General features: G+C 70.5%; 17 protein-coding genes. 3 read left to right on the top strand and 14 right to left on the bottom strand.

The window, feature by feature from the left end; all coding sequences use genetic code 11:
- Positions 1-122: 122 nt before the first annotated feature.
- The 4 genes from gcvT to murB all read right to left on the bottom strand — a co-directional run bounded on the left by gcvT (position 123) and on the right by murB (position 5852).
- Positions 123-1244 carry a glycine cleavage system aminomethyltransferase GcvT gene (gene gcvT, locus BLW41_RS09455; RefSeq protein ID WP_093118490.1) on the bottom strand — a complete coding sequence of 374 codons (1122 nt, stop codon included), beginning with the start codon at positions 1242-1244 and terminating at the stop codon, positions 123-125.
- 41 nt (positions 1245-1285) lie between these two features.
- On the bottom strand, positions 1286-2398 hold the full coding sequence (ftsZ, locus tag BLW41_RS09460; RefSeq protein WP_093118492.1) for a cell division protein FtsZ: 1113 nt from the start codon (positions 2396-2398) through the stop codon (positions 1286-1288).
- Between the two features lie 225 nt (positions 2399-2623).
- A complete protein-coding gene (locus tag BLW41_RS09465) occupies positions 2624-3370 on the bottom strand; it encodes a cell division protein FtsQ/DivIB (protein WP_177169451.1) in 747 nt (248 codons plus the stop codon).
- A gap of 184 nt (positions 3371-3554) precedes the next feature.
- Positions 3555-5852 (bottom strand): UDP-N-acetylmuramate dehydrogenase, encoded by a 2298-nt coding sequence (gene murB / locus BLW41_RS09470; protein ID WP_177169452.1) that lies wholly within the window; start codon positions 5850-5852, stop codon positions 3555-3557.
- An 82-nt stretch (positions 5853-5934) separates the two neighbouring features.
- Between murB and BLW41_RS09475 the strand changes: the two genes are divergently transcribed.
- Positions 5935-7089, top strand: a complete 1155-nt coding sequence (locus BLW41_RS09475; RefSeq protein WP_177169453.1) for a DUF3089 domain-containing protein — start codon at positions 5935-5937, stop codon at positions 7087-7089.
- A 65-nt stretch (positions 7090-7154) separates the two neighbouring features.
- Here the strand turns inward: BLW41_RS09475 and murG are convergent, their stop codons facing one another.
- From murG to BLW41_RS09505, 6 genes are all read right to left on the bottom strand, one after another.
- Positions 7155-8231, bottom strand: a complete 1077-nt coding sequence (gene murG, locus BLW41_RS09480) for an undecaprenyldiphospho-muramoylpentapeptide beta-N-acetylglucosaminyltransferase (RefSeq protein WP_218138371.1) — start codon at positions 8229-8231, stop codon at positions 7155-7157.
- Between the two features lie 80 nt (positions 8232-8311).
- Positions 8312-9529 (bottom strand): putative lipid II flippase FtsW, encoded by a 1218-nt coding sequence (gene ftsW / locus BLW41_RS09485; protein ID WP_143038683.1) that lies wholly within the window; start codon positions 9527-9529, stop codon positions 8312-8314.
- A gap of 203 nt (positions 9530-9732) precedes the next feature.
- Complete coding sequence (murD, locus tag BLW41_RS09490; protein WP_177169454.1) at positions 9733-11121, bottom strand: UDP-N-acetylmuramoyl-L-alanine--D-glutamate ligase; 1389 nt, start codon at positions 11119-11121, stop codon at positions 9733-9735.
- On the bottom strand, positions 11118-12086 hold the full coding sequence (gene mraY, locus BLW41_RS09495) for a phospho-N-acetylmuramoyl-pentapeptide-transferase (protein WP_093118504.1): 969 nt from the start codon (positions 12084-12086) through the stop codon (positions 11118-11120). Before mraY ends, murD begins: the two co-directional genes overlap by 4 nt.
- A 2-nt stretch (positions 12087-12088) precedes the next feature.
- The gene (locus BLW41_RS09500; protein ID WP_093118505.1) at positions 12089-13432 is read right to left on the bottom strand and encodes a UDP-N-acetylmuramoyl-tripeptide--D-alanyl-D-alanine ligase; all 1344 of its coding nucleotides are present in this window, start codon (positions 13430-13432) and stop codon (positions 12089-12091) included.
- Positions 13429-14886 carry a UDP-N-acetylmuramoyl-L-alanyl-D-glutamate--2,6-diaminopimelate ligase gene (locus BLW41_RS09505; protein ID WP_093118507.1) on the bottom strand — a complete coding sequence of 486 codons (1458 nt, stop codon included), beginning with the start codon at positions 14884-14886 and terminating at the stop codon, positions 13429-13431. The genes BLW41_RS09500 and BLW41_RS09505 overlap by 4 nt, the downstream gene beginning before the upstream one ends.
- 80 nt (positions 14887-14966) lie before the next feature.
- On the opposite strand from BLW41_RS09505, the gene BLW41_RS09510 reads away from it, so the two are divergent.
- Both BLW41_RS09510 and BLW41_RS09515 read left to right on the top strand, forming a co-directional pair.
- Positions 14967-15926 (top strand): GGDEF domain-containing protein, encoded by a 960-nt coding sequence (locus tag BLW41_RS09510; protein ID WP_093118509.1) that lies wholly within the window; start codon positions 14967-14969, stop codon positions 15924-15926.
- A 10-nt stretch (positions 15927-15936) separates the two neighbouring features.
- Positions 15937-17628, top strand: coding sequence for a GspE/PulE/PilB domain-containing protein (locus BLW41_RS09515; RefSeq protein ID WP_177169455.1), 1692 nt, complete (start codon positions 15937-15939; stop codon positions 17626-17628).
- 31 nt (positions 17629-17659) lie between these two features.
- Here the strand turns inward: BLW41_RS09515 and BLW41_RS09520 are convergent, their stop codons facing one another.
- Genes BLW41_RS09520 through mraZ form a run of 4 tightly spaced genes read right to left on the bottom strand, consistent with a single transcriptional unit; the run spans position 17660 to position 21455 of the window.
- Positions 17660-19354 carry a peptidoglycan D,D-transpeptidase FtsI family protein gene (locus BLW41_RS09520; RefSeq protein WP_177169456.1) on the bottom strand — a complete coding sequence of 565 codons (1695 nt, stop codon included), beginning with the start codon at positions 19352-19354 and terminating at the stop codon, positions 17660-17662.
- Entirely contained in the window at positions 19341-20021 is a 681-nt protein-coding gene (locus tag BLW41_RS11000; RefSeq protein ID WP_177169457.1) for an FtsB/FtsL family cell division protein, read from the bottom strand. Before BLW41_RS11000 ends, BLW41_RS09520 begins: the two co-directional genes overlap by 14 nt.
- A complete protein-coding gene (gene rsmH, locus BLW41_RS09525) occupies positions 20018-21037 on the bottom strand; it encodes a 16S rRNA (cytosine(1402)-N(4))-methyltransferase RsmH (RefSeq protein WP_218138372.1) in 1020 nt (339 codons plus the stop codon). The genes BLW41_RS11000 and rsmH overlap by 4 nt, the downstream gene beginning before the upstream one ends.
- The gene (gene mraZ / locus BLW41_RS09530) at positions 21021-21455 is read right to left on the bottom strand and encodes a division/cell wall cluster transcriptional repressor MraZ (protein ID WP_177169458.1); all 435 of its coding nucleotides are present in this window, start codon (positions 21453-21455) and stop codon (positions 21021-21023) included. Before mraZ ends, rsmH begins: the two co-directional genes overlap by 17 nt.
- Positions 21456-21610: the final 155 nt, after the last annotated feature.

A 21610-nucleotide genomic window follows, 5' to 3' on the forward strand; every position in this document is an offset into this window, starting at 1 on the left:
CGGTTACGCGCCAACGGCCGCCGCGGACCCTGCCGGGGCGGCGCTGCGACGCCCGTCATCTTCGCGCTTCGGGCGGTCGGAGGTCCGCCCGCACGGGCGCCTGAAGTGTCCGACTGGCAGCTTCACGCCGGCTGTTGCGTGCGGTGGAGTGGTCGCTGCGCGACCGCCGCGCGCCGCGGCTTGCCGCGCACATCGACCGCGAGCTCGCAGCCCACGCGGGCACAGCCGAGCGGCAAGTAGGCGAGGCCGATGCCGCGTCGCAGGTACGGGGAGAAGGTACCGCTCGTGACCACCCCGCCACCTGCTTCGCAACTCACGGCGTAGCCCTGGCGCGGTACCGCCCGCTCGCGCATTACGAACGGCATCAGCCGCTCGCGGGGCGCGCGCTGCTTGATCGCCGCCGCCCCGATGAAGTTGGTGTCCAAAGCAAGACAGAAGTCGAGGCCGGCCTCGCGCGGCGTGCGCCGCTCGTCGAGTTCGTGGCCGTAGAGGGGTAGGCAGGCCTCGATCCTCAGGGTGTCGCGTGCCCCCAACCCACAGGGCTCGAAGCCGGCGTTCACCAGCGCGTCCCAGAGTGGTCCTACCAGTTGCGGCCGGCACAGCAGTTCGACACCGTCCTCACCGGTGTAACCGGTGCCGCAGGCCAGCACTTCGACGTCGGCGACGCGAACTTCTGCGCAGCGCATCCGTGGCGGTAGCTCGCCGAGCGTCAGCGGGGCCAACAGTTGGCGTGCCTGTGGACCCTGCGCGGCGAGCATCGCCCACTCGCTGGCGCGATCGAGGACCTCGCAGTCCCAGCCGGCGGCGTGGCTGCGCCACCAGGAGAGGTCGCGCTCGTGATTGCTCGCGTTCGTCACGGTCAGGAAGCGGTCCGGCGCCAGCCGGTAGGTGATGACGTCGTCGAGCACGCCACCGTCCTCCCGGCAGACGACCGCGTACTGGGCGCCACGTTCCCCGAGACGGCGCACATCCGCCGAGGTCAGCAGTTGCAAAAGCCGCTCGGCGTCGGGGCCGCGCGTCTCGATCTGCCCCATGTGCGAGACGTCGAACAGTCCTGCGCGCAAGCGCACCGCCAGATGCTCGTCGGATATGCCGCGGTACTCGAGCGGCATCTCCCAGCCAGCGAACGGCGAGAACTTCGCGCCGAGCCCTTGGTGTCGGCCAAACAGCGGGGTTCGGCGCAGCGAGCCCGCCGAGGGCGCGGCTTCGGCTGGCGATGCGTCGGCTCGGGATGCGGCAGCCAAGATGTGAGCAGGCTACCGCCCGACCGGCTCGCGGTCAGCGCTCAATCCTTGAGGAACGAGGGGATGTCGATCTCGTCGTCGGAGATCTCGAGCCGCGAGCGCTCGCGCTCGTCGAGGCGCACGTCGCGCCGCCGCGGCTCGCGGCGGCGGCCAGTCGAGTCCTCACCGAACAACGGCACGCCGCGCTGCGCGTCGAAGCCGGTGGCGATCACCGTGACGCGCACCGAGTCGCCGGCGTTCTCGTCGACGACCGCCCCGAAGATGATGTTCGAGTCGCGGTCGGCGGCTTGTTGGATGATCTCCGCCGCTTCGTTGACCTCGAAAAGCCCGAGGTCTTGCGGCCCCGTGATGTTCAGCAGAATCCCCTTCGCGCCCTCCACCGACTGCTCGAGCAAGGGACTGGAGATCGCCATCTTGGCGGCCTCGGCCGCGCGGTTCTCACCCGAAGCTTCGCCGATGCCCATTAGTGCCGACCCGGCGTCCTGCATGATCGTTCGCACGTCGGCGAAATCGAGGTTGATGAGGCCCGGGGTGGTGATCAGGTCGGTGATGCCCTGCACACCTTGACGCAGGACGTTGTCGGCCTCGCGAAACGCTTCGAGGATGCTGGTGCGCCGCTCGACCACCGCGAGCAGCTTCTCGTTGGGGATCACGATCAGCGTGTCGACCTCTTCGCGCAGCCGCTCGATCCCTTGTTCGGCCTGGCGCATCCGCTGCGCCCCCTCGAACTCGAACGGCTTGGTGACGACGCCGACCGTGAGCGCGCCGACCTCCTGTTTCGCGACCTCGGCGATCACTGGCGCCGCACCGGTGCCCGTGCCGCCACCCATACCGGCGGTCACGAACACCATGTCCGCACCCTTCAAAGCTTCCTTGATCTCGTCGCGACTCTCGTTGGCGGCGGCCAAGCCAATCTCCGGGTTGGCGCCAGCCCCGAGCCCGCGCGTCAGCTGAGAGCCGATCTGGAGCTTGACGTCGGCGTCGCACATCTGCAACGCCTGGGCGTCGGTGTTGGCGGCGATGAACTCGACGCCCTTAAGACCGGCGTCAACCATTCGGTTGACGGCGTTGGTGCCGCCACCGCCGACTCCCACAACCTTGATCACGGCCAGGTAGCTGCCCGTGCCCGCGCCGCTGCCGATGCCGCTCTCCATCTGTCGGTTGCCGTTCCTTTCAGATCGATTCGCCGAGTGGCCCACAGTTGCGCCGCCGCATCGGTCGCTCGCCGCACGAGACACCGGCGCTGGCGCACGACGTGGTGGGGCTACTCAGCCCTTCGAACCTCGCACTGTAGGGAGTTTTCGGCACAACTGTCAAACGATGCTGCAAGGTTCCGTTCACTCTTCACCTTAAGTAGAGGTTGAGATCGTTAGTAAGCCTCAATTTCCGCTGAAGGTTTGTGCGGTACCTGGGCCGCCGGCCGTGCTCGTCGCTTGCGGCGAGCTATTCCCGACGAAGCCACCAGCGGCCGGACGCGACGGTACCCGCAGATCTAGGTAGGACGCGTTGAGAACTGTGTCGTCGGCAGCGAGTACCGCTGACATCGATCTCCACTTCAGCTTGAGATCGGTCGCCGCGCCGAAGATCGCGCGTAGACCCGAGCGCATCGTTGCCACGAGACCGAGCTGGCGATCGTCGATCACCGTCGCGACTTGCGGCAAGAGCTGCGGCGGTGCAGTAGCTAGCACTTGGAGGCGCCGCGCCAGTGACCGCGACGGTGGCCGGCGCGGCTCGGGGCCATCGGGAACCTGCAAGGTCGGCAGCGCGTCCGAGGTCCGCACGCCCGGTAACGCGGTACCGTCGTCGGCAACCGCGAGACGGCCGCGCGGCCCCACGATCACCGCGACCGGACGGCGGAGGCGCACCCGCAGCACGAGCCCATCGGGGAGGCGCCGATCGACCTCGACGCCCGCCGCCAGCGGGTATCCCGCAAGCGCGGCGCGCAGGCGTCGGCGATCGACAGCCAGTGTCGTCATCTGCTCGGCAGCTTGGATCAGCGCTTGCCGCGCTTGCGCCGCACCGGGACCTTGTAGACCGAGGACTGTCACGTGCTTGACCCGCCACAACGGCAGGTCACGCCCAAACCACACGGCCCCAGCGATCCCCAGCAAAACCAGCGCCGACACAACGGCACGCCGCCGAGCGGTCCGGGACAACGTGGGCCGCCGCGGGCGCGCGAGGCCGCCCTCGGCGCCTCCCCGCCGCCGCGCTGCCCGAGCGACCTGCGCAACCGCCATCTTGTCGAACGGTTCTCCCTGCGCCCGCGCGTCCCTGCCCGCCGCGCGCCGACGGCACACCCGCGAGCTCGGCTCAGAAAAGAGGCGCGAGGTCGACTTCGCCGAGGAACCGCACCTCCGGCTCGAGCTCGACGCCGAAGCGTTCACGAACCCGCCGGCGCCCCTCACCCATTAAGCGCACGATGTCGGCGGTGGTCGCGTCGCCGAGGTTCTCCACGAAGTTCGCGTGCTTCTCGGAGAAGCGGGCACCCCCGATGCGCAGCCCCCGACAGCCGGCCGCATCGAGCAGCATGCCGGCGGTTCGTCCCTGCGCCCGCGGATCGTCCGGAGGGGGGTTCTTGAAGGTCGAACCGAAAGTCTTGATGCCCGACGGCTGGGCCTCGCGACGCGCTCGCCGCAAACGCTCGAGCTCGGCCCGGACCTGCTCGGGCGTGGAGCGTCGCAGCCGGAACGCGGCCCGCGCCACGACCTCCCCCGGCCGCAGCGCGGAGCGGCGGTAGCCGAACCCGAGCTCCGCGGGACGCAAGCGCCTGACACCCGCCGGAGTTGCTACCTCCACCCATTCGAGCACCGCTCCCAGCTCGCCCCCGTAGGCGTTCGCGTTCATCCGCACCGCACCGCCGACAGTGCCGGGGATGTTGACCGCGAACTCGAGGCCGGCGAGACCGGCGCGGGCCGCTCGTGCTGCGACCTGCGGCAGCCGTGCACCGCCGCCGCACAGCACGCGCTCGCCTTCGATCTCGATGGCGGACAGATGGCCCTCGAGTTTCACCACCAAGCCGCGGACGCCCTGGTCCGCGACCAGCAGGTTCGACCCCGAACCGATCGCCTCCACCGGCAGTCCCTGACAGACCGCCCAGGCGAGGAGCTCGCAGAGGCGCTCGAGATCGTCGGCGCGTGCGAAGAACTCGGCAGGACCACCGGTTCGCACGGTCGTGAAGCGGGCAAGGGGAACGCCCCGCTCGATGCCTGGCGGTTCGTCGACCAACGGCGACCCGTGAGCGAACGCACGCGCGACCCGGTCGATGTCGCCGGCACCCATCGTCACCACGAGGTCGCCAGCGCCCGTCGAGCGGCGGAGGGCCGCCAGCGCCGAGCGCAACGTCGGCGCCCAGACGAGCGGCCTGCCGGGCGCTGCCTCCGCTGCCGCGCGCACCACCGCGAGACCGCTGACACCCGGCCACTCGCTGGGGTTCTCGCGCGCCGCGAAGACGTCGGTCACTACCACCATGTCGGCGTGCGCGAGCGACCTCCCGAACTCGCGCGCAAGCGCCCGCGTCCGCGAGTAGAGGTGCGGCTGGAACACCGTCACCAGCCGCCCCGCCGGGCGCAGCTCGCGCGCCGCCGCGAGCGTCGCTGCGACCTCCGTGGGGTGGTGCGCGTAATCGTCGTAGACCTGCGCACCGGTCGGTGACCGACCGATCGCTTCGAGTCTCCGTTCGGTGCCGGCGAAGTCGTCGAGCGCGCGCACAGCGTCTGCGCGCGCCACCCCTACGGCCTCGGCCGCAGCGATCGCGAGCCGCGCGTTGATGACGTTGTGCCGACCGGGGAGCGGAAGCCGTAGCGGCGGATCGGCTGTGGCCGCACGATCGTCCGCCGCCGCTCGTTTCACCTGGCCTGCGAAGGCGGTCGGCAGCAGCACCTCGGGGCCGACCACCACGATCCGAGCGGCGCCGATGAACTGCGCAAAGGCGGACTCCAGTTCCTCGAGGCTCGCGTAAGTGCTGTGATGGTCGAGCTCGACGTTGGTGACGACCGCAATCTCGCGCGCCAACTTTAAAAACGAGCGGTCCGACTCGTCGGCTTCCACCACCAGCCAGTCGCCCCCTCCGAGGCGTGCGTTGGTGCCGTAGCCGCGCAGCTTGGCGCCGACCACGAAAGAGGGGGCACGCCCCGCACGCTCGAGGATGTGGACGATCATCGCCGCGGTCGTGGTCTTGCCGTGAGTTCCCGATACCGCGATCGTGCGCCGCAGCCGCGTCAACTCGGCAAGGAGGTCGGCGCGGTGCAAGATCCGCTGGCCACGCTCCCGCGCCCGCACCAGCTCGACGTTGTCGCTGGCGATCGCGGTCGATACGACCACTTCGGCGTCGGGCGGCACGTTCCGCGGGTCGTGCCCGAGCGCGACCTCGGCACCGGCCCGGCGGACCAGCGCGAGGTACGGGGAGTCGGCACGGTCGGAGCCGCTGACGCGCGCGCCGAGCTCCAGAGCGACCCGGGCGAGACCGCTCATTCCCGCCCCGCCGATGCCGATGAAGTGGAGGTGTCGCCCCTGCCAGGGAGCGCTCTCGTGCGCACGTCTCGGCGCCGCCTGCGCGCCGCGCTCACCCGCGTGTAGTCGCTCGCCCAGGCTCTGTGGCCGGTCGCTCACGGCGGGTCACCTTAGAGGTGGTCTCGATCGCTCGCCCGGCGCCGCCGACTACGTCCGGCACCGCCTACGGAAACTGCGGTCTGTGAGGTCCCCCGCCGTTCGCGCCCTCACGTTCGCTGCAATCGCCGTACTGGCAGGCGGGCTCGCCACCGCTCGCCCGAGCCAGGCCGCGCATCCCACGGTCTGGCTTTGCCGACCCGGGCTTCCCCAAGATCCCTGCCGGGCGGACCTCACCGCCACGCTCCTGCTCCCCGGGGGAGCGACCCGCGTGGTGCGTTACCGAGTGCCGGCCCGCCCGCGCTTCGACTGCTTCTACGTGTACCCAACCGTCAGCGCGCAGCCGACGGTCAACGCGAGCCTCGCGCGCGACCCCGAGGTGCTCGCGGTTGCGCGTGCCCAGGCCTCTCGTTTCGCCACCGTCTGCCGCGTTTTCGCGCCGGTTTATCGGCAAGTCACGTTGGCTGGGAACGCACGTCCCGGAGGTCCCCCCGAGTCCGCGCGAGCGCTCGCTTTCAGCGACGTCGAAGACGCCTGGCGCGAGTACCTGCGCCGCTACAACCACGGTCGACCCTACGTGTTGATCGGCCACTCGCAGGGCGCCCGCATGTTGCTTACGTTGCTCAAACGCCGCTTCGACGCGAGACGCTCACGCGAGCGCCGAAGGCTGATCTCCGCGCTGCTGATCGGCGGCAACGTGGTGGTGCGGCGCGGTTCGGATCGTGGCGGCGACCTGCGCTTCGTTCCCGCTTGCCGACGGGGCGATCAGTACGGGTGCGTGGTCGCCTACAGCGCCTTCTTTGGGGAGCCACCGGCGGACTCGCGTTTCGGGATCGTGCGCGAAACCTTCTTCCGGCCCGCCGATCCGCGCCGGTTCCAGGTGCTTTGCACCGATCCAGCTCGCTTGTCCGGCCACCGCGACGGCGCCTTGCTGCCCTTCCTGCGCACGCAGCGTTTCCCGGGACCGATCGGCAGCGTTGAGGACCCGCCGGCCGCAGCAACCCCCTGGGTTGGGCTGCCCGACCTCTACAGCGACCGCTGTCGAGCTACCGCCACCAAGAGCTGGTTGCAGGTGATCGACCGCGGTGGCCCCAGCGATCGGCGACCGCGGGTCTTCGAGCGGCTGGGCCCGACTTGGGGTCTACACCTGCTCGACGTAAACCTCGCTCTCGGCAACCTGGTCGAGCTGGTGGCGCGGCAAGCGCGGGCCTTTGAAGGCACGCAGCGCCGCCCACGCTGAGCGCTCACCCCGCCGACAAGGTGGCTGCTCGCGGCGCGCCGATCAGGCGCCTCACGGCGTGCCGATCAGCTCCCTCGCGCGGCGCCGATCAGCTCCTCAGCAATCCGCTGGGCGGCGTCCGGACGCGAGATCTGCCGCGCCGCTTGCGCCATCTCGGCCATCCGCTGGGGCTCCGCAAGCAACGAAAGCACCGCCTCGCGGAGACGCTCGGGGGTCAGCTCATGGTCTTCGATCACTAGTGCCGCTCCGGCCCGCTCCAGGAGCTTCGCGTTCGCCCGCTGGTGGTCCTGTGCGGCGTGCGGGTAGGGCACGAGGATCATTGGCAGGCCGCAAGCCGCCACCTCGAGCACTGAGCCACCGGCACGCGCCACCACCAGATCGGCGCAGGCCAGCGCCTCGGCAAACGGCTTGACGAAGTCGCGTACCCGGTAGTGGGGCGGTGAGCCGGCGGCGCGCAGGCGCGCGGTGACCGCGTCGTAATCACGGCGACCCGTGACGTGGAGCACGGCGAGACCGCTCGGGAGCGGACGCTCAGCGAAGGCCGCAACCGTCGCGCAGTTGATCGAGCGCGCACCGAGCGAGCCCCCGAACACCAGTAGGCAGCGGCAGTCCGGCGGGATGCCGAAACGTTCGCGCGCGCGCGCTCGGTCGACCCTACCGAGCGCGGTGGGTAGCGGCCGCCCCACAACCGCGAAACGCTCGCCCGCAAGCCCCTCGACGGGGAAGAACAGAAAAGTGCGCCGACTCCACCTCGAAAGCAAGCGGTTGGCGAGACCGAGATGACTGTCGGCTTCCGTCACGTATAGGGGCAGCCCGAGCAGACGAGCCGCCACCCCGACCGGCGCAGCGACGTAGCCACCGCAGCAAAGGACGGCGTCGACGCCGCGTCGGCGGAGCTCGCCCAGCGCGATCAAGACTGCCCGCAGCGCCAACACCAACGCACCAAGTGCGCGCAGTGGGTTGCGACGGTCGAGCCCGCGGACGGCGAGACGCACAAGCTCGTAGCCGGCATCCGGCACGAGCTCGGCCTCCGCGCGATCACCACCGAAAAAAACAACCTCAACCCCCCTCGCGCGCAACGCTTCGGCAACCGCCAAGGCTGGTACGACGTGCCCGGCGGTACCCCCGGCGGCGATCGCCACGAGCGGTTTCTGTCGCGGGCCGCGGGGTCGCGCGTCCAGCCCCTCAGTGGCATCGACCGCGCGACTTCGCCTGAGAACGCTCAAGGGCGCGTGCGACGGACGGCGCCTGCCGAGCCACTGCGCGCAGCCCGCCCCGCGGCACGCTCGCGGGGGGCAGCACCCTCGATCACCCGCAGGGCGGGGCGCGTCGGCGGTTGGCGGCGCCGCGGACGCGCCTTCGTGTTCGCCGCGGCGGTGGCCTCCCGACGTGCCGCGTCGAGCAGTAATCCGATCCCCGCAAGCACGGTCACGAGGCTACTGCTCCCGTAGGAAACGAGCGGCAAGGGGACGCCGGTCAGCGGAGCCAATCCGAGTACCGCCGCGAAGTTCAGCAACGCCTGCCCACCGATCGTGGCGGTGACACCGGCGCACGCGAGCTTCGTGAACTCGTCCCGACAACTGCGGGCGATCCGCAGCCCGCAGTAGACCACTCCGAGGTAGAGCAACAGCAAGCCCAGCAAGCCCAACAAGCCGAGCTCCTCGCCGATCACCGCGAGGATCATGTCGGTGTGAGCCTCGGGTAGATAGAAGACCTTTTGTACCGACTCCCCCAGGCCGACGCCGATCGGCCCACCTGAACCGATCGCTACCAGCGCCTGGATCGTCTGAAACCCAGCCCCGCCGGGATCGTGGAAGGGATCAAGGAACGCGGTGAGTCGGGCACGACGGTAGGGCTCAGCGATCGCCAAAACCAGCGCGGCGAGTGCCAGCACGGCGGCGGCCACAGCGAGCTGGCGGATCGGGATACCGGCAGCGAACAGGAGAGCCGCGGCACCCGCGCAGATCACCAGCGTGGTTCCCATGTCCGGCTGGGCCATCACTAGCGCAGCGGCTAGCGCAACGGCGATCAAGAACGGCAGTGCCGCGCCGCCGAGGGTGCGCCGTTCGGGACGCGCACGCGCCAGCAGGTGCGCCCCATAGATCACGAGCGAGAACTTGAGCAGCTCGGAGGGCTGGAATTGCAGCGCACCGGCACCGATCCAACGCCGGGCGCCGTTTATCTCAACCCCGATCCCGGGCACCAGCACCGCCAAACAGAGCCCGCAAGCAGCCAAAAACAGCAGCGGGGCCAACCGCCGCGCCAGCGCCAAACCGCAACGCGCGCAGACAAACAGCACGACCAGCCCGACCAGCCCGAAGCCTACGTAGCGCTTCAAAAACAGCGCGGGATCGCCGGCGCTGATCGCGTACTCCGCGGAGCTCGCCGAGTACACCATCACGGCGCCGGTGGCGAGCAGGCAGAAAGTGACGGTCTGCAACAGCGAGCGCTCGGCCGTGGCCGAGCGGCTGCGGGAAGCGAGCGGCGTCTGACCGGTGTCCCCGATCCGAACGCGCCGTTTCGAACCCGATCGTCCGCCGGCTCTGCCTATCCCGCTCGACCCCACGGCCAACTTGTTCGACGGCGGCCGCTCTCATCATTCTGTGGGTCGACAGCGGCCACCGCTGGCGAAGCCGCAGCAGTTCAAGCCACCGCGCCGTCGCTTGCGGAGAGCCTGCGCACGAGCGCCTTGAAGCGCTCGCCACGGGCCTCGAAGTCGCGGAATTGGTCGAAGCTCGCGCAAGCCGGCGACAGCAGAACCGTCTCACCCGGACGCGCCCGCGCTACGGCGCGCTCCAGCGCCCGCTCGAGGGTGCCGCAGCGCTCCACCGGCACGCAGTCGCTGAGGTCGCTGACGAGCTCCTCGCTTGCCTCGCCGACCGCGTACACCGCTCTGCACCGCTCGGCAACCAGCGGTCGCAACGCGCGGAAACCGCCGCCCTTCGGTCGGCCGCCGGCGATCAGGTGCAGGCCGCCGTCCGGGAAAGCCTCGAGCGCCCGCACGGTCGACTCCACGTTGGTCGCCTTGGAGTCGTTGACGAACAGCACGCCGCCGATCCGCGCGACCTCCTCGAGGCGGTGCGGCACCCCTTTGAAGCTCGCCAGCGCCGTCCGCAGGGGCTCTGCGGAGACCCCGCAGGCGAGGGCCGCAGCCGCGGCCGCGGCTGCGTTCTCGAGGTTGTGTTGCCCGCGCAGCCGGATCCCCGAGCGGGCGACCAAAGGTTCGCCGCACCAGCACAAACCTTCCTCGGAGAACTCGAGCTCGGCGCCGCTGCCGGCGGGACCGAACGCAATCCGCCGGCCGCCCCCAGGGACCGCGACCCCTACCGGCGCCACCGCCACTGCTGACGGTTCCTGATGCTCGAAGAGGCGCAGCTTCGCGCGGTGGTAGGCCTCGACCGTGCCGTGACGGTCGAGGTGGTCGACGCCGAGATTCAGCAGCACGGCACAGTCCGGACAGAAGGCGATGGTGTCCTCGATCTGGAAGCTCGAGGCCTCGACCACCAGTGTCGTCTCGGGCCCGATCCGCCCGACGAGCGCCGCCAACGGTCGGCCGACGTTCCCCGCCGTTACCACCTCGCGGCCGGCCGCGCGCAGGATCGCGCCTAAGAGCTCGACGGTCGTGGTCTTGCCGTTGGTGCCGGTGACCGCCCAGCACTCGTTGGGTAAAAGGCGCCAGGCGACCTCGAGCTCTCCGATCACCGTCCGACCGCTGCGTAGAGCCTCGACGACGACCGGCGCCTCACGCGGAACGCCCGGACTCTTGACGACCGTACGCACGCCGACCAGCAACTCGCGTCCATCCCCCCCGAGATGAACTTCCGCGCGCGACTTCAGCGTGTCGACTCCGGCTAGCGCGGGGTTAGCGTCGTAGGCGACCACCCGATCGTGTTGGCTCAGGAGCTCGGCGACGGCGCGACCAGAACGCCCGAGGCCGACCACTAGGTAGGGCCCAGGCGGCAGCGGCGGGCGCCCGCTCCGCGCAGGCTCCGGAGCTGGAACGGATAGCTGCCGACGGGGCGTGCCGCTCACCGAATCGACGCTTGGTAGATGGTGAAGCCGATCGCCGAGCAGATCGCCGCAACGATCCAAAAGCGCAGGATGATCTTCGTCTCCGACCACGCCAACAGCTCGAAGTGGTGGTGGATCGGAGCCATCAGGAAGACCCGTCGGCGGAAGCGGCGAAAGGCGAACACCTGGATTGCGACGGACAGTGCCTCGATCACGAAGATGCCGCCGATCACCAGCAGCAGAAGCTCGGTTTTAGTCATCACCGCGAGCGCTGCGATCGCTCCGCCCAAGCCGAGCGAGCCAGTGTCGCCCATAAACACGGAAGCCGGGAAAGAGTTGAACCACAGAAAGCCCACGCAGCCGCCCACCAGGCACGCCCCGAGTAGCGCGAGGTCTTTTTGGCCGGTGGTGATGAACGCCATCGCCGTGTAGGCGAGCAGCACCACCGCTGCGCAACCGGCCGCCAGGCCGTCGAGACCGTCGGTCAGGTTGACGCCGTTGGTCGCGCCCGCCAAGACGAGGAAGATCAGCGCCGGATAGGCAACTCCAAGATCGATCGAAGCGTCGACGAAGCGCAAACGCAGGGTGTCCTCGAGGCCGACGTACTGGGTCGCGACGAGCCAGAGGGCGATCGAGATCAAGATCTGGCAGAGGATCTTCACGCGCCCCGACAGGCCGAGCGAGCGCCGCCGCCGCAGCTTGATTACGTCGTCAGCGAAGCCGACGGCAGCGCTCGCGAGAGCGGTACCCAGCACCGCGAGGCTGGCGGCGCGGTACTCGCTGAGGATCAAGAACGGCACGCACACCGAAACGAAGATCAAGAGACCACCCATGGTCGGCGTGCCGGCCTTGGTCTTGTGACCCTCCGGACCCTCCTCGCGGATCTGCTGACCGAACTCCCGCTCGCGCAGGAAGGCGATGAAACGCGGCCCTAAGAAGATGCAGATAAGAAGGGACGCCAGCCCCCCGATCAAGAGCTCGCCCATGGTCAACCTTCGATCGCGCGCTCGAGCCCGACCGAGCGCGACGCCTTGAGCAACACCACGTCTTCTGGTTGGGCGAGGTTGCGCAGCAGGCGTCCGGCCTCCTCGGGTGTCTCGCAAAGGTGCGCTTCACCCGCGAACCCCACCGCGTACTCGCGCGCTTCCTCGCCAACGCAAACGAGCACGTCGACACCCGCGTCACGCGCATAGCGACCGATCTCGCGGTGCAGCTCAGGGGCCCGCGGTCCCAGCTCGGCCATCTTGCCGAGCACCGCCAGGCGGCGGCCACCGGGTCGCCGCGCGAGGTTGTCGAGTGCCGCTCGCATCGACATTGGGTTGGCGTTGTAGCAGTCGAGGATCACGCGCACGCCACCGTCGAGCGTTACGGTCTGTCCGCGCAACCGCGAGAACTCCGGTTCCACACGTCCTCGCGGCAGCACCCCGAGGGCGAGCGCGCAGGCCACCGCGCAGAGCGTGTTGGAGAGCTGGTGTGGCTCGTCGAAAGCGACCGGCAGACTGAGCACGCCGAACGGCAGTTGCAGCTCGAGCGAGCCGTCGCGCAGGCCGACCTGCTGCACGTCCCCGCCCGGCCCGAATGTGAGCGTCTCAAGATCATCCCGAAGATAGGGAGCGAGCAGCGGCTCGGCGACGGGCACCACCGCCGTCGCCCCCGGCTCGAGACCGCCGATCAGCTCGGCCTTGGCCCGCGCGATGCGCTCGACCGAACCGAGCAGCTCGAGATGCACGGGGCCGATGTTCACGATCGCGCCGACTTGGGGGCGGGCGATCGCCACGAGCTCGGCGATCTGTCCCTCGCCACGCATCGCCATCTCCAGCACGAGGACCTCGCTGCCCGGCGGTGCCGCCAAGACCGAGAGCGGCAAGCCGATCTCGGTGTTCAGGTTCTCGGGACTTGCGTGCACCGTCACGCCAGCAGCGCGCAGCAGCGCAGCGAGAATGTCCTTGGTCGAGGTCTTGCCGGTCGAACCGGTAATGCCGACCACGCGCGCGCCAAGGTGCTGCCGCCAGCTAGCGGCGAGTCGCTGCAGCGCCCGTAGCGGGTCGGGACTGACGAGCACCACCTGGTCGGGCGCCGCGCGCTCCACGCAAGCCGGACTGTGCTGGGGCTCGACGAGGACGCCCCAGGCACCCGCAGCCAGCGCCGCCGGCGCGAACGCGCCGCCGTCGTGCCGCGCCCCGCGCAGCCCCACGAAGAGCGCACCGGGCCGCACCTCGCGGGAGTCGCAGACGGCGCACTTGAAGCGGTCGCGAGTGCCTGGACCGTGATGCAAGGCAGCGCCGGCGGCGCGGGCTACAGCCGCCGCGTCGAAGCGCCCTGAGCGCGTCACGTCTGCGCCCCCAAGCGGGCAAGCAGCGCTGTGCGTGCGACCTCGCGGTCATCGAACGGCTCGATGCGCCCGTGCGCGAACTCTTGACCCTGCTCGTGCCCCTTGCCGGCGATCACCACCAGGTCACCGGGCTCCGCGGCGGCGATCGCCAGTTCGATCGCGCGCCGGCGATCGACCTCGCGGACGACCCCGTCGAAGCCGTCGATGCCGGCGACGATCTCGTCGATGATCGCCTCCGGATCCTCGCTGCGCGGGTTGTCCGAGGTCACCACTACGCGGTCGGCCAGCGCCGCCGCGATCCGTCCCATCTGCGGGCGCTTCCCGCGATCGCGATCACCACCACAGCCGAACACGCACCAAAGACGCCCCCGGCACAGTGGGCGGGCAGCCCGCAGCAGGCGCTCCAGCGAGTCGGGCGTGTGTGCGTAGTCGACGAGCACCCCGAACGGCTGACCCTCGTCAATCCGTTCGAAACGGCCGGGAACCGCTGGGAACGAGGCGAGCGCAGCGACCGCCTGCTCGAGCGGCACACCGAGCACGCGCACCGCTGCGAGCGCAGCAAGCGCGTTCTCGACGTTGAAGCGTCCGGGCAGCGGGAGCTCGCAGCGCAACCGCTGCTCCGGCGCCAGGAGCGTGAAACGCGCGCCGGAGAGGTCGAACTCGACGTCGACGGCGCGGAGCTCCGCGGGGCGATCGATCGCGAAGGTGACGGCGCCAGGCAGCTCGCGCGCCAGCCGCCGGCCCCACTCGTTGTCGATACCGACCACTGCCGGCCCCTCGTGCTCGACGAACAGCCGACGCTTGGCGGCGAAGTAGGCGTCCATCGTGCCGTGAAAGTCGAGGTGGTCCTGAGTCAGGTTGGTGAAGACCTTGCAAGCGAAACGCGTGCCGCGCACGCGACCGAGCTCGAGCGCATGCGAGGAAACCTCCATCGCACAGGCTTGGTCGCCGGCAGCCACCATCCGCGCGAACGTTCGCTGCAGATCGAGCGACTCGGGAGTGGTGCGCTGCGCCGGCAGCTGCTCGCCTCCGATCACTTGGCAGACGGTTCCGAGCAGGCCGCAGCGGATCCCTGCCTCTTCGAGCAAGTGCCGGACCAGGAAGGTGGTGGTGGTCTTGCCGTTGGTGCCGGTGACACCGACGACGCGCAGGCGCGTGCTCGGGTCGCCGAAGAAGCGGGCGGCCATCAGCGCCATCGCAGTGCGCACATCGTCGACCAGCACCTGGCTCACCGGTAGGTCGAGCCGGCGTTGGCAAACGAGCGCTGCGGCGCCGCGCGCAACCGCTTCCGGAGCGAAGTCATGGCCGTCAGCGCGCAGTCCGGGCACGCAGAAGAAGAGCGTCCCCCTTACCACGCGCCGTGAGTCGTAGGCGAGGTCGACGATCTCGACCGGCTCTTCGCCCCGAACGATCAGTTCGCGCGCGACCCCCTCTGCGAGCAGGCGGAGGTCCATGGTCGGCGCCAGTGTAGACGCGCCCCTGGTCGGCCCCGGAGGCCCCTCAAGGCGACGGCTCTGCTGCCGATATCGCCCCCATGAGCGCCGCGGCGGTGACTGTCCTCGCACGCCTTGCCGAGCGCACCTACCAGAGCTTCTCGGAGGCGGCAGGCCAGGCCCTTCAGCTACTCGAGGAGACGCTCCCTCCTGGGGTGGTGGCGCTGGGACGCCTCGACGACGAGGAACGCGTTTACAGAATCCTCGACGTGCGCGGCGAGGCCGGCGAAGCGTTGGGCCGCGGCACCGTGCTACCGCTGCCGCGCGCCGGCCCCGACCCGGACCCGGAGTTACTCGACGCGCTCGCGATCCGTAGCTGGCTCGCCGTGCCGCTGCTCGCCAGCAACGGCGACATGCTCGGTGCGGTGTGGGCCCTGAGCGGCGAGGAGGCCGCCTACTCGGAGGAGGACTGGGCGCTGGTAGCGGTCTGCGCGCGTCTTTTGGCCGCCGAATGGGAGGGCGTGCAGCTACGCGCGGATCTGCGGCGGCTGCGCGAGCAGCTACGCGATCGGGACCGCACCGATCACGTCACCGGCCTACCGAACCGCCAGAGCTTCCTCGAGGCGCTGGAACGCGAGTGGCGCCTGTGCAAACGCGGGGCCGTCGAGTCGCACATGGTCGTGCTGAAGATTCCGAACCTCGCGGATATCCGACAGCGCTACGGCGAGGCGATGGCGACCTTGATGCTCAAGGACGTGGCGGAGGCGTTGCAGGCGGTCGCGCGCAAAACCGACCACACGGGCCGGCTCGACGAGGAGCTGATGGGCGTGATCCTCGTCGGCTGCAAGGGGCACGAGGGAGCCGAAGCGTTCGTATCGCGACTGTGCTCGCGGATCGAGCACGTATCGCGCGAGCGACCCGAGGTGCCAAGTCCCGTCTTCGGTTTCAGTCCGCTTGGCGGGATCGACGAGCCGGGCGCCGTGCTCGAGGCCGCGCAGGCCGACTTGGAGGCGTCGAGCGCGACGCTTGCGGCGGAAGCAACCCCAGGGGTAACCTCGTGAGGTGGACGTGGTGGGGGCCGAACAGCGCACGGCGACCGGCGACCTAGCGACCGGCGCCGGCGGGCCCCGCAAGGGCGTGTACCCGCCGTCGACGCCGGGTGGTCGCTACACCTTCCTGAGCGACGTGATCGTCGAGCTCGGCTTCGCCGATCGCGACACCGTCGAGCAAGCGGTCGAGGCGGCACGTGTACCGGGTCGCACGCTCCAGCAGATCTTGCTGGAGCAAGGCACCATCACCGAGGAGCAGCTGGCGCGCGCGATCGGGGAACGCTACGGCCTCGACTACATCGACCTCGACGAGTTCGAGGTCGACCTCGGTGCCGCCAACCTGATCAGCACTTCGACGGCGCTCCGCTACCACGCGGTGCCGGTGGCTTTCGACCCCGACGGCACGCTCGTGGTGGCGATGACCGACCCCGCCGACACGCTTGCGATCGACGACATCGCGGTGATGACGAAGCTCGAGGTACGGCCCGCGGTCGCCACCCGCAGCGGCATCGAGGCGCTGATCGAACGCTTGCCGCGCGCCGGCGAGCAGGAGCGGCCTGCGAACACCCGCGAGAGCGCGGCACCGACCCCCCAGATCGGCTCGCGGCCCGGCGCGGTACCGACGCGTCCGGCCGCGACGACCCCGCCGGTCGCTCCGTCGACACCGCCATCGAGCCCCGCCCCGGTCGACGACGCCCAGCTCGCGGAACTGCGCGCAGAGCTCGAGCGACTCCAGGAAGAGCTGGAGGAGGCGCGCAGCGAGGCCGAGCGGACGCGCGGCGAGCTCGAACAGGCGCGCTCAGAGGCCGAGGAGGCGAACGCCGAGCTCGAGCGCCTGCGCGAAGAGAGCGGACGCGCCGGAGCCGAACGTGAGCGTCTTGCCGAACTCGAAGCGCGCGGCGGCGAGCTGGCCGTCGAGCTTGAGCGCATGCGCGGTGAGCTTGAGCGCACACGCGGTGAGCTCGAGATCGCCCGCGCCGAGCTGGAGACCAAGCGCGCCGAGGGTGACCGTTTGCGCGCCGAGATGGACCGGTTGCGCGAGGAGGCCGGGGCCGCGCGGGGCGAGGCGGAGGCGGCACAAGCGGAGATCGCGACGCTGCGGGCGCGAGTTGCCGAGCTCGAGGGCCTGGCGGCCCGCAGCGAGGAGCTCGAAACCGACCTCCAGCAGTTGCGCGCCGAGAACGAGCGCCTGCGGGGCGAGATCGAGGCGCTACGCGAAGGACGCGACCAGGAACTCGAGCAGGCGCGGGCGGAGCTCGAACGGGCGCGGGAAGAGGCCGACCGCCGGGCACTCGGAGCGGAGCGCGCGCTCGAGCAGGCGCGCAAACGCCTGCTCGAACTCGAGGAAGCGGATCAGCGCGCCGAGCGCGCGCGGGCGACGCTCGCGAAGATGCGCGAGGAGTTCGAGCGGGAGCGCGAGCACCAGGCCCGCACCGAGCGCTATCTGCGTGCCACGGTGGCTTCCGAACGAGCGCGCCGCGAGGCGCTGGAAGCGCTGCTCGACCGGGTGCGCAGCGCCGGTGCTGAGCTCCAGGCGGTGCTCGACGCGCTCGCGCAGCTGCCCGACCCGACGAGCGATAGCTCCGAGCGCGCTAGCGGCAGCGCCGAGCCTGGCGGCCGTCCGGCGGGCGCTCCCTCGCAAGCGCCCGACGCCGATCCGGCGGGCGACGAGAGCGCCGGCGAGGGTGGCAAAGCGCCGCCGATCTGGCGGTAGCGCCGCTGGCGACAGCGCAGCCCTAACCGTCTCATGAGGGCGGGATGCCGAGATACGGCAGCGCGAACGAGACGATGCGCTCGAAAGCGGGCGCGGCGACGGCGCCGCCGTAGATCTCGCCCTTCGGTTCGTCGACCGCGACGAGCACCAACAGTCGCGGCTTGCCGACCGGCGCGAAGCCGACGAACGACGCGACGTAGCGACTGTGCGAGTAGGTGCCGGTGAGGGGATCGGGTTTTTGCGAGGTGCCGGTCTTGCCGGCAATCCGGTAGCCCGGGATCTGCGCCTCCGAGCCCGTACCGCTGGGGCCGACCACGCCCTCGAGCATGCGCGCGACGGTGTCGGCAACCTCCGGCGTGAGCACGCGGCGTCCGGGCTTGCGGCGCCCGGCGAGCACATAGGGCTCGTGCATGACCCCGTGGTTGGCGAGGGCGGTGTAAGCAGCGAGCAGCTGCAAGGGGGTGATCGCGAGCCCCTGCCCGATCGGAAGGTTGCCGATCGACGATCCCGAGTACTCGCGCAAGCGCGGAACGATCCCTGGCGACTCGCCAGGCAGACCGATGCCCGTCGGGCGCCCGAAGGCGAAGCGGCCCATCCAGCGGTCGAAGCGCCGCGCTCCCAGGCGCAGGGCGATCGTCACAGTGCCGACGTTCGACGATCGCGCAAGGATGTCGGCGACGCTCATCCGCTCCCAGCCGCGCGGGTGCGCCTCGCCGATCACGCGGTCGGCGACGCGAATCGTCGGCGGCAGATCGAAGCTGTCGAGCGGCGAGATCACGCCCTCCGAGAGGGCGGCGGCAACAGTGAAGGGCTTGAACGTCGAACCCGGCTCGTAGGTGTCCTGGACAGCACGGTTGCGCCGCACCTCTGGGCCGAGCTCGAGGCTGCGTTCGGGGGAGGCGGTCGGCCAGTTGGCGAGTGCCAGCACCGCGCCGTCGCGTGGGTCGACGACGACGGCGGTGGCGCCGCGGGCCGCGTAGCGCTCGCCGGTGTCGGCGAGCACGCGCTCGACCTGCCGCTGAAGGACCGCGTCGATCGTCAGTCGCAGGGTCTTGCCCGCACGGGGACGGGCGAGGGTGATCGTGCGCAGCGGCTGACCGAGAGCGTCGCGCACGACCTGCCGTGCACCGTCGCGGCCGCGCAGCCAGCGATCGGCGGCCTGCTCGAGTCCGAACAAGCCGTAGCCGTCGGTACCTACCGCGCCCAGAAGCTGTGTCGCTAGGGCACCCTGGGGATAGACGCGGCGGGGTTCCGGCAGGGTGCCGACGCCCTCGATCCGCAACCGCCGCAGCCGCTCGCCGAGTTCCGGCGCCAGCCGCCGGCGCAGGTACACGAAACCGCGCTTGCGATCGGCGATCCGGGCGAGGATCTCCTGCTCTGACATGCGCAGGAGTGGTGCGAGGCGGGCCGCTACCGCTGCCGGCCGATTGATCAAGAACGGGTTCGCGTAGACGGTAACGGCCTCCTCCGAAACGGCCAGCTCGCGCCCGCGGCGATCGAGGATCGGCCCGCGTAGGCCCGGCTCGACTACCCGCGCGTCGTGTTGCAGCTGGGCCTGAGCTCGCAGCGCGCCGGCGCGCACGGTCGTCAGCCATACCGCCCGCGCGGCGACTACGGCGAAGACGCACAGGAACGCGGCGAACAGGACACCGATGCGGCGGTCGGTGCGGCTGACCGGTCGCCGCCGGATCAGCACGCGACGGCGCTTGCCGTTACGGCTGCCCATCCAGCGTGGGGACTGCTGACACGCCGGCCGTCGACACTTCCCCCGGAGCGGGGATCCGAGACGCCGCACGCTCGCCGAGGCGTTGGGCAGCGATACGCACGTCTGAGCTCGACTGGGGATGCAGATAGCGGACGGCATCCGGGGCCGGCAAGACGAAGCCCTGGCGCTGTGCTAGTTGCTGGATGCGATCCGCGGCCTCGAGCCTCGCCAGTTCCCTGCGCAAGCGTGCGTTGTCGGCCTCTACTTGGCCGCGGCGTTCGGAGATCGCGGCGAGCCGCCGGTTGAGTTGCAAGAGATCGACGTTCAGGAACACGATGCCGACCAGGAGGGCAGCGACCAGCCAGATCCACAGTCGTGCGCGCAGCAGGCGGTCGATCAGCGCCGCGGCGGCCGCCGATCCGCGCGAGCGCCGGGCGCGAGCGGTCGTTCGCGCACGCACGCGGCGCCGCCGTGGGACCTGCTGAGGGCGGGTGCGGGGGCGCCGGGGCGCCGGCGCCACCGTCGGTTCGCGCAGCGGCCGGCGGGCGGGAGCAGCTGGCGTCGGCGCTGTCGCCGCCGCTCGGGCGGCCGCGCCCCTGACCGCGCGCTGCCGCCGCGGGCGCGGCGTCGGGCGCTCGACGTCCGCGACCAGGGCGCGTGCCGCGACCGTTGCCGCGCGCGGGCTCACGCTGCACGCTCCTGCTTGCGGTGATCGGACGCCGGCCGTCGCCCTTCCCCGTCGCCTTCCGGCAACTTGCGCAGCGCGCGCAGGCGCGCCGAGGCGGAGCGCGGGTTGGCAGCCAGCTCGTCGGCGGAGGGACGCAGCGCCCGCGGGGTAAGCAGCTCTGCACGCGGCTGCCGGCCACAGGTGCAGATCGGGAAATCGGGCGGGCACACGCACCCACGGGCAAGCTCCCGCATGAAGTTCTTGACCCGCCGGTCCTCGAGCGAATGGAAGGAGATCGCGGCGATCCGGCCGCCCGGCCGGGTCAGCTCGAAAGCCAACGGCAACGCCCGGTCGAGCGACTCGAGCTCGTGGTTCACGGCGATCCGCAGCGCCTGGAACGTGCGTTTCGCCGGGTGCCCGTGACCGAGTCGTCGAGCGGCGGCCGGCAACGCCGCCTCGATCGCCGCGACTAGTTCGCCGGTCGTCTCGATCGGTCGCCGCTTGCGGCGAGCGCAGATCTCGCGCGCGATCCGCGCGGCGTAACGCTCCTCGCCGTAGCGGCGCAGGACTTGCGCGAGCTGGCGCTCGTCCCACGCGTTCAGGAGATCACGCGCCGACAAGGGCGCCGACGGGTCCATACGCATGTCGAGCGGTGCGTCGCGCGTGTATGAGAAGCCGCGCTCCGGCTGATCGATTTGGAGCGAAGAAACGCCGAGGTCGAAGTAGACGACGTCCGCCTCGAGTCCCTCGTCCAGCAGGGCCGCCAGGACATCGGCGAAGTCGCCCTGCACGAAGCGCGCCTCGCACTGCCAGTCGCCGTGCAGCTCTTCGAAGCGGGCACGCGCCGCCGGATCGCGATCGATCGCCACCAGCAGCCCGCCTGGCCCAATGCATTCGGCAAACAGCTGCGCATGACCGCCTTGACCGAAGGTGCAGTCGACGACCGTGGCGCCACGCTCGGGCGCGCAGATCTCGAGCAGCTCGGCCGCGAGAACGGGAACGTGTGCCGGTGCCGTCACATCAAGAAGGATCGCCAAGGCCCTCGATCACCTCCGCGATTTCGGCATCGAGCTCTTCGGCCGCACGCTGCCAGCGGTCACGCGCCCACACCTCGAGGTGGTCACCCACGCCGAGCACCACCACCCGCCGCTCGATCCCGGCGTGAGCGAGCAGCGGCTGGGGCAGCGTCACCCGGCCCGCGGCGTCGAGCTCGGCGTCGAAAGAGTTGGCCTGGAAGAAGCGCGCGACCTTGCGGTAACGGGACCCCATTGGATTGAGGCCGGCGAGCGCTTGCTCGAGGATCCGCTCGTGCTGCTCGGGGGTCCAGACGGCGATGCAGGCCTCCGGATCCTTCGCGAGAACCACCCCCTGGGAGAAGGCCGCGCGGAACTTCGCCGGGATGCTGAGGCGGTTCTTCGCGTCCAGCGAATGCTCGAAGTGGCCCCTGAATGCCAACGATCTGCTCCCAGCGCCGGGTGGGTTCGGTCCGAGGTGGCGGGGCGGGAGGAACCCCGCCACCCCGGCCGTGCGTGTCGCCACACTAGCCCACTCGGCACCACTCTGCAACACCTTTACCCACCAAATTCCCCGAACGCTCCCCACTCGCCCTC

This window comes from Thermoleophilum album (assembly GCF_900108055.1).
GTDB classification, from domain to species: Bacteria; Actinomycetota; Thermoleophilia; order Solirubrobacterales; family Thermoleophilaceae; genus Thermoleophilum; species Thermoleophilum album.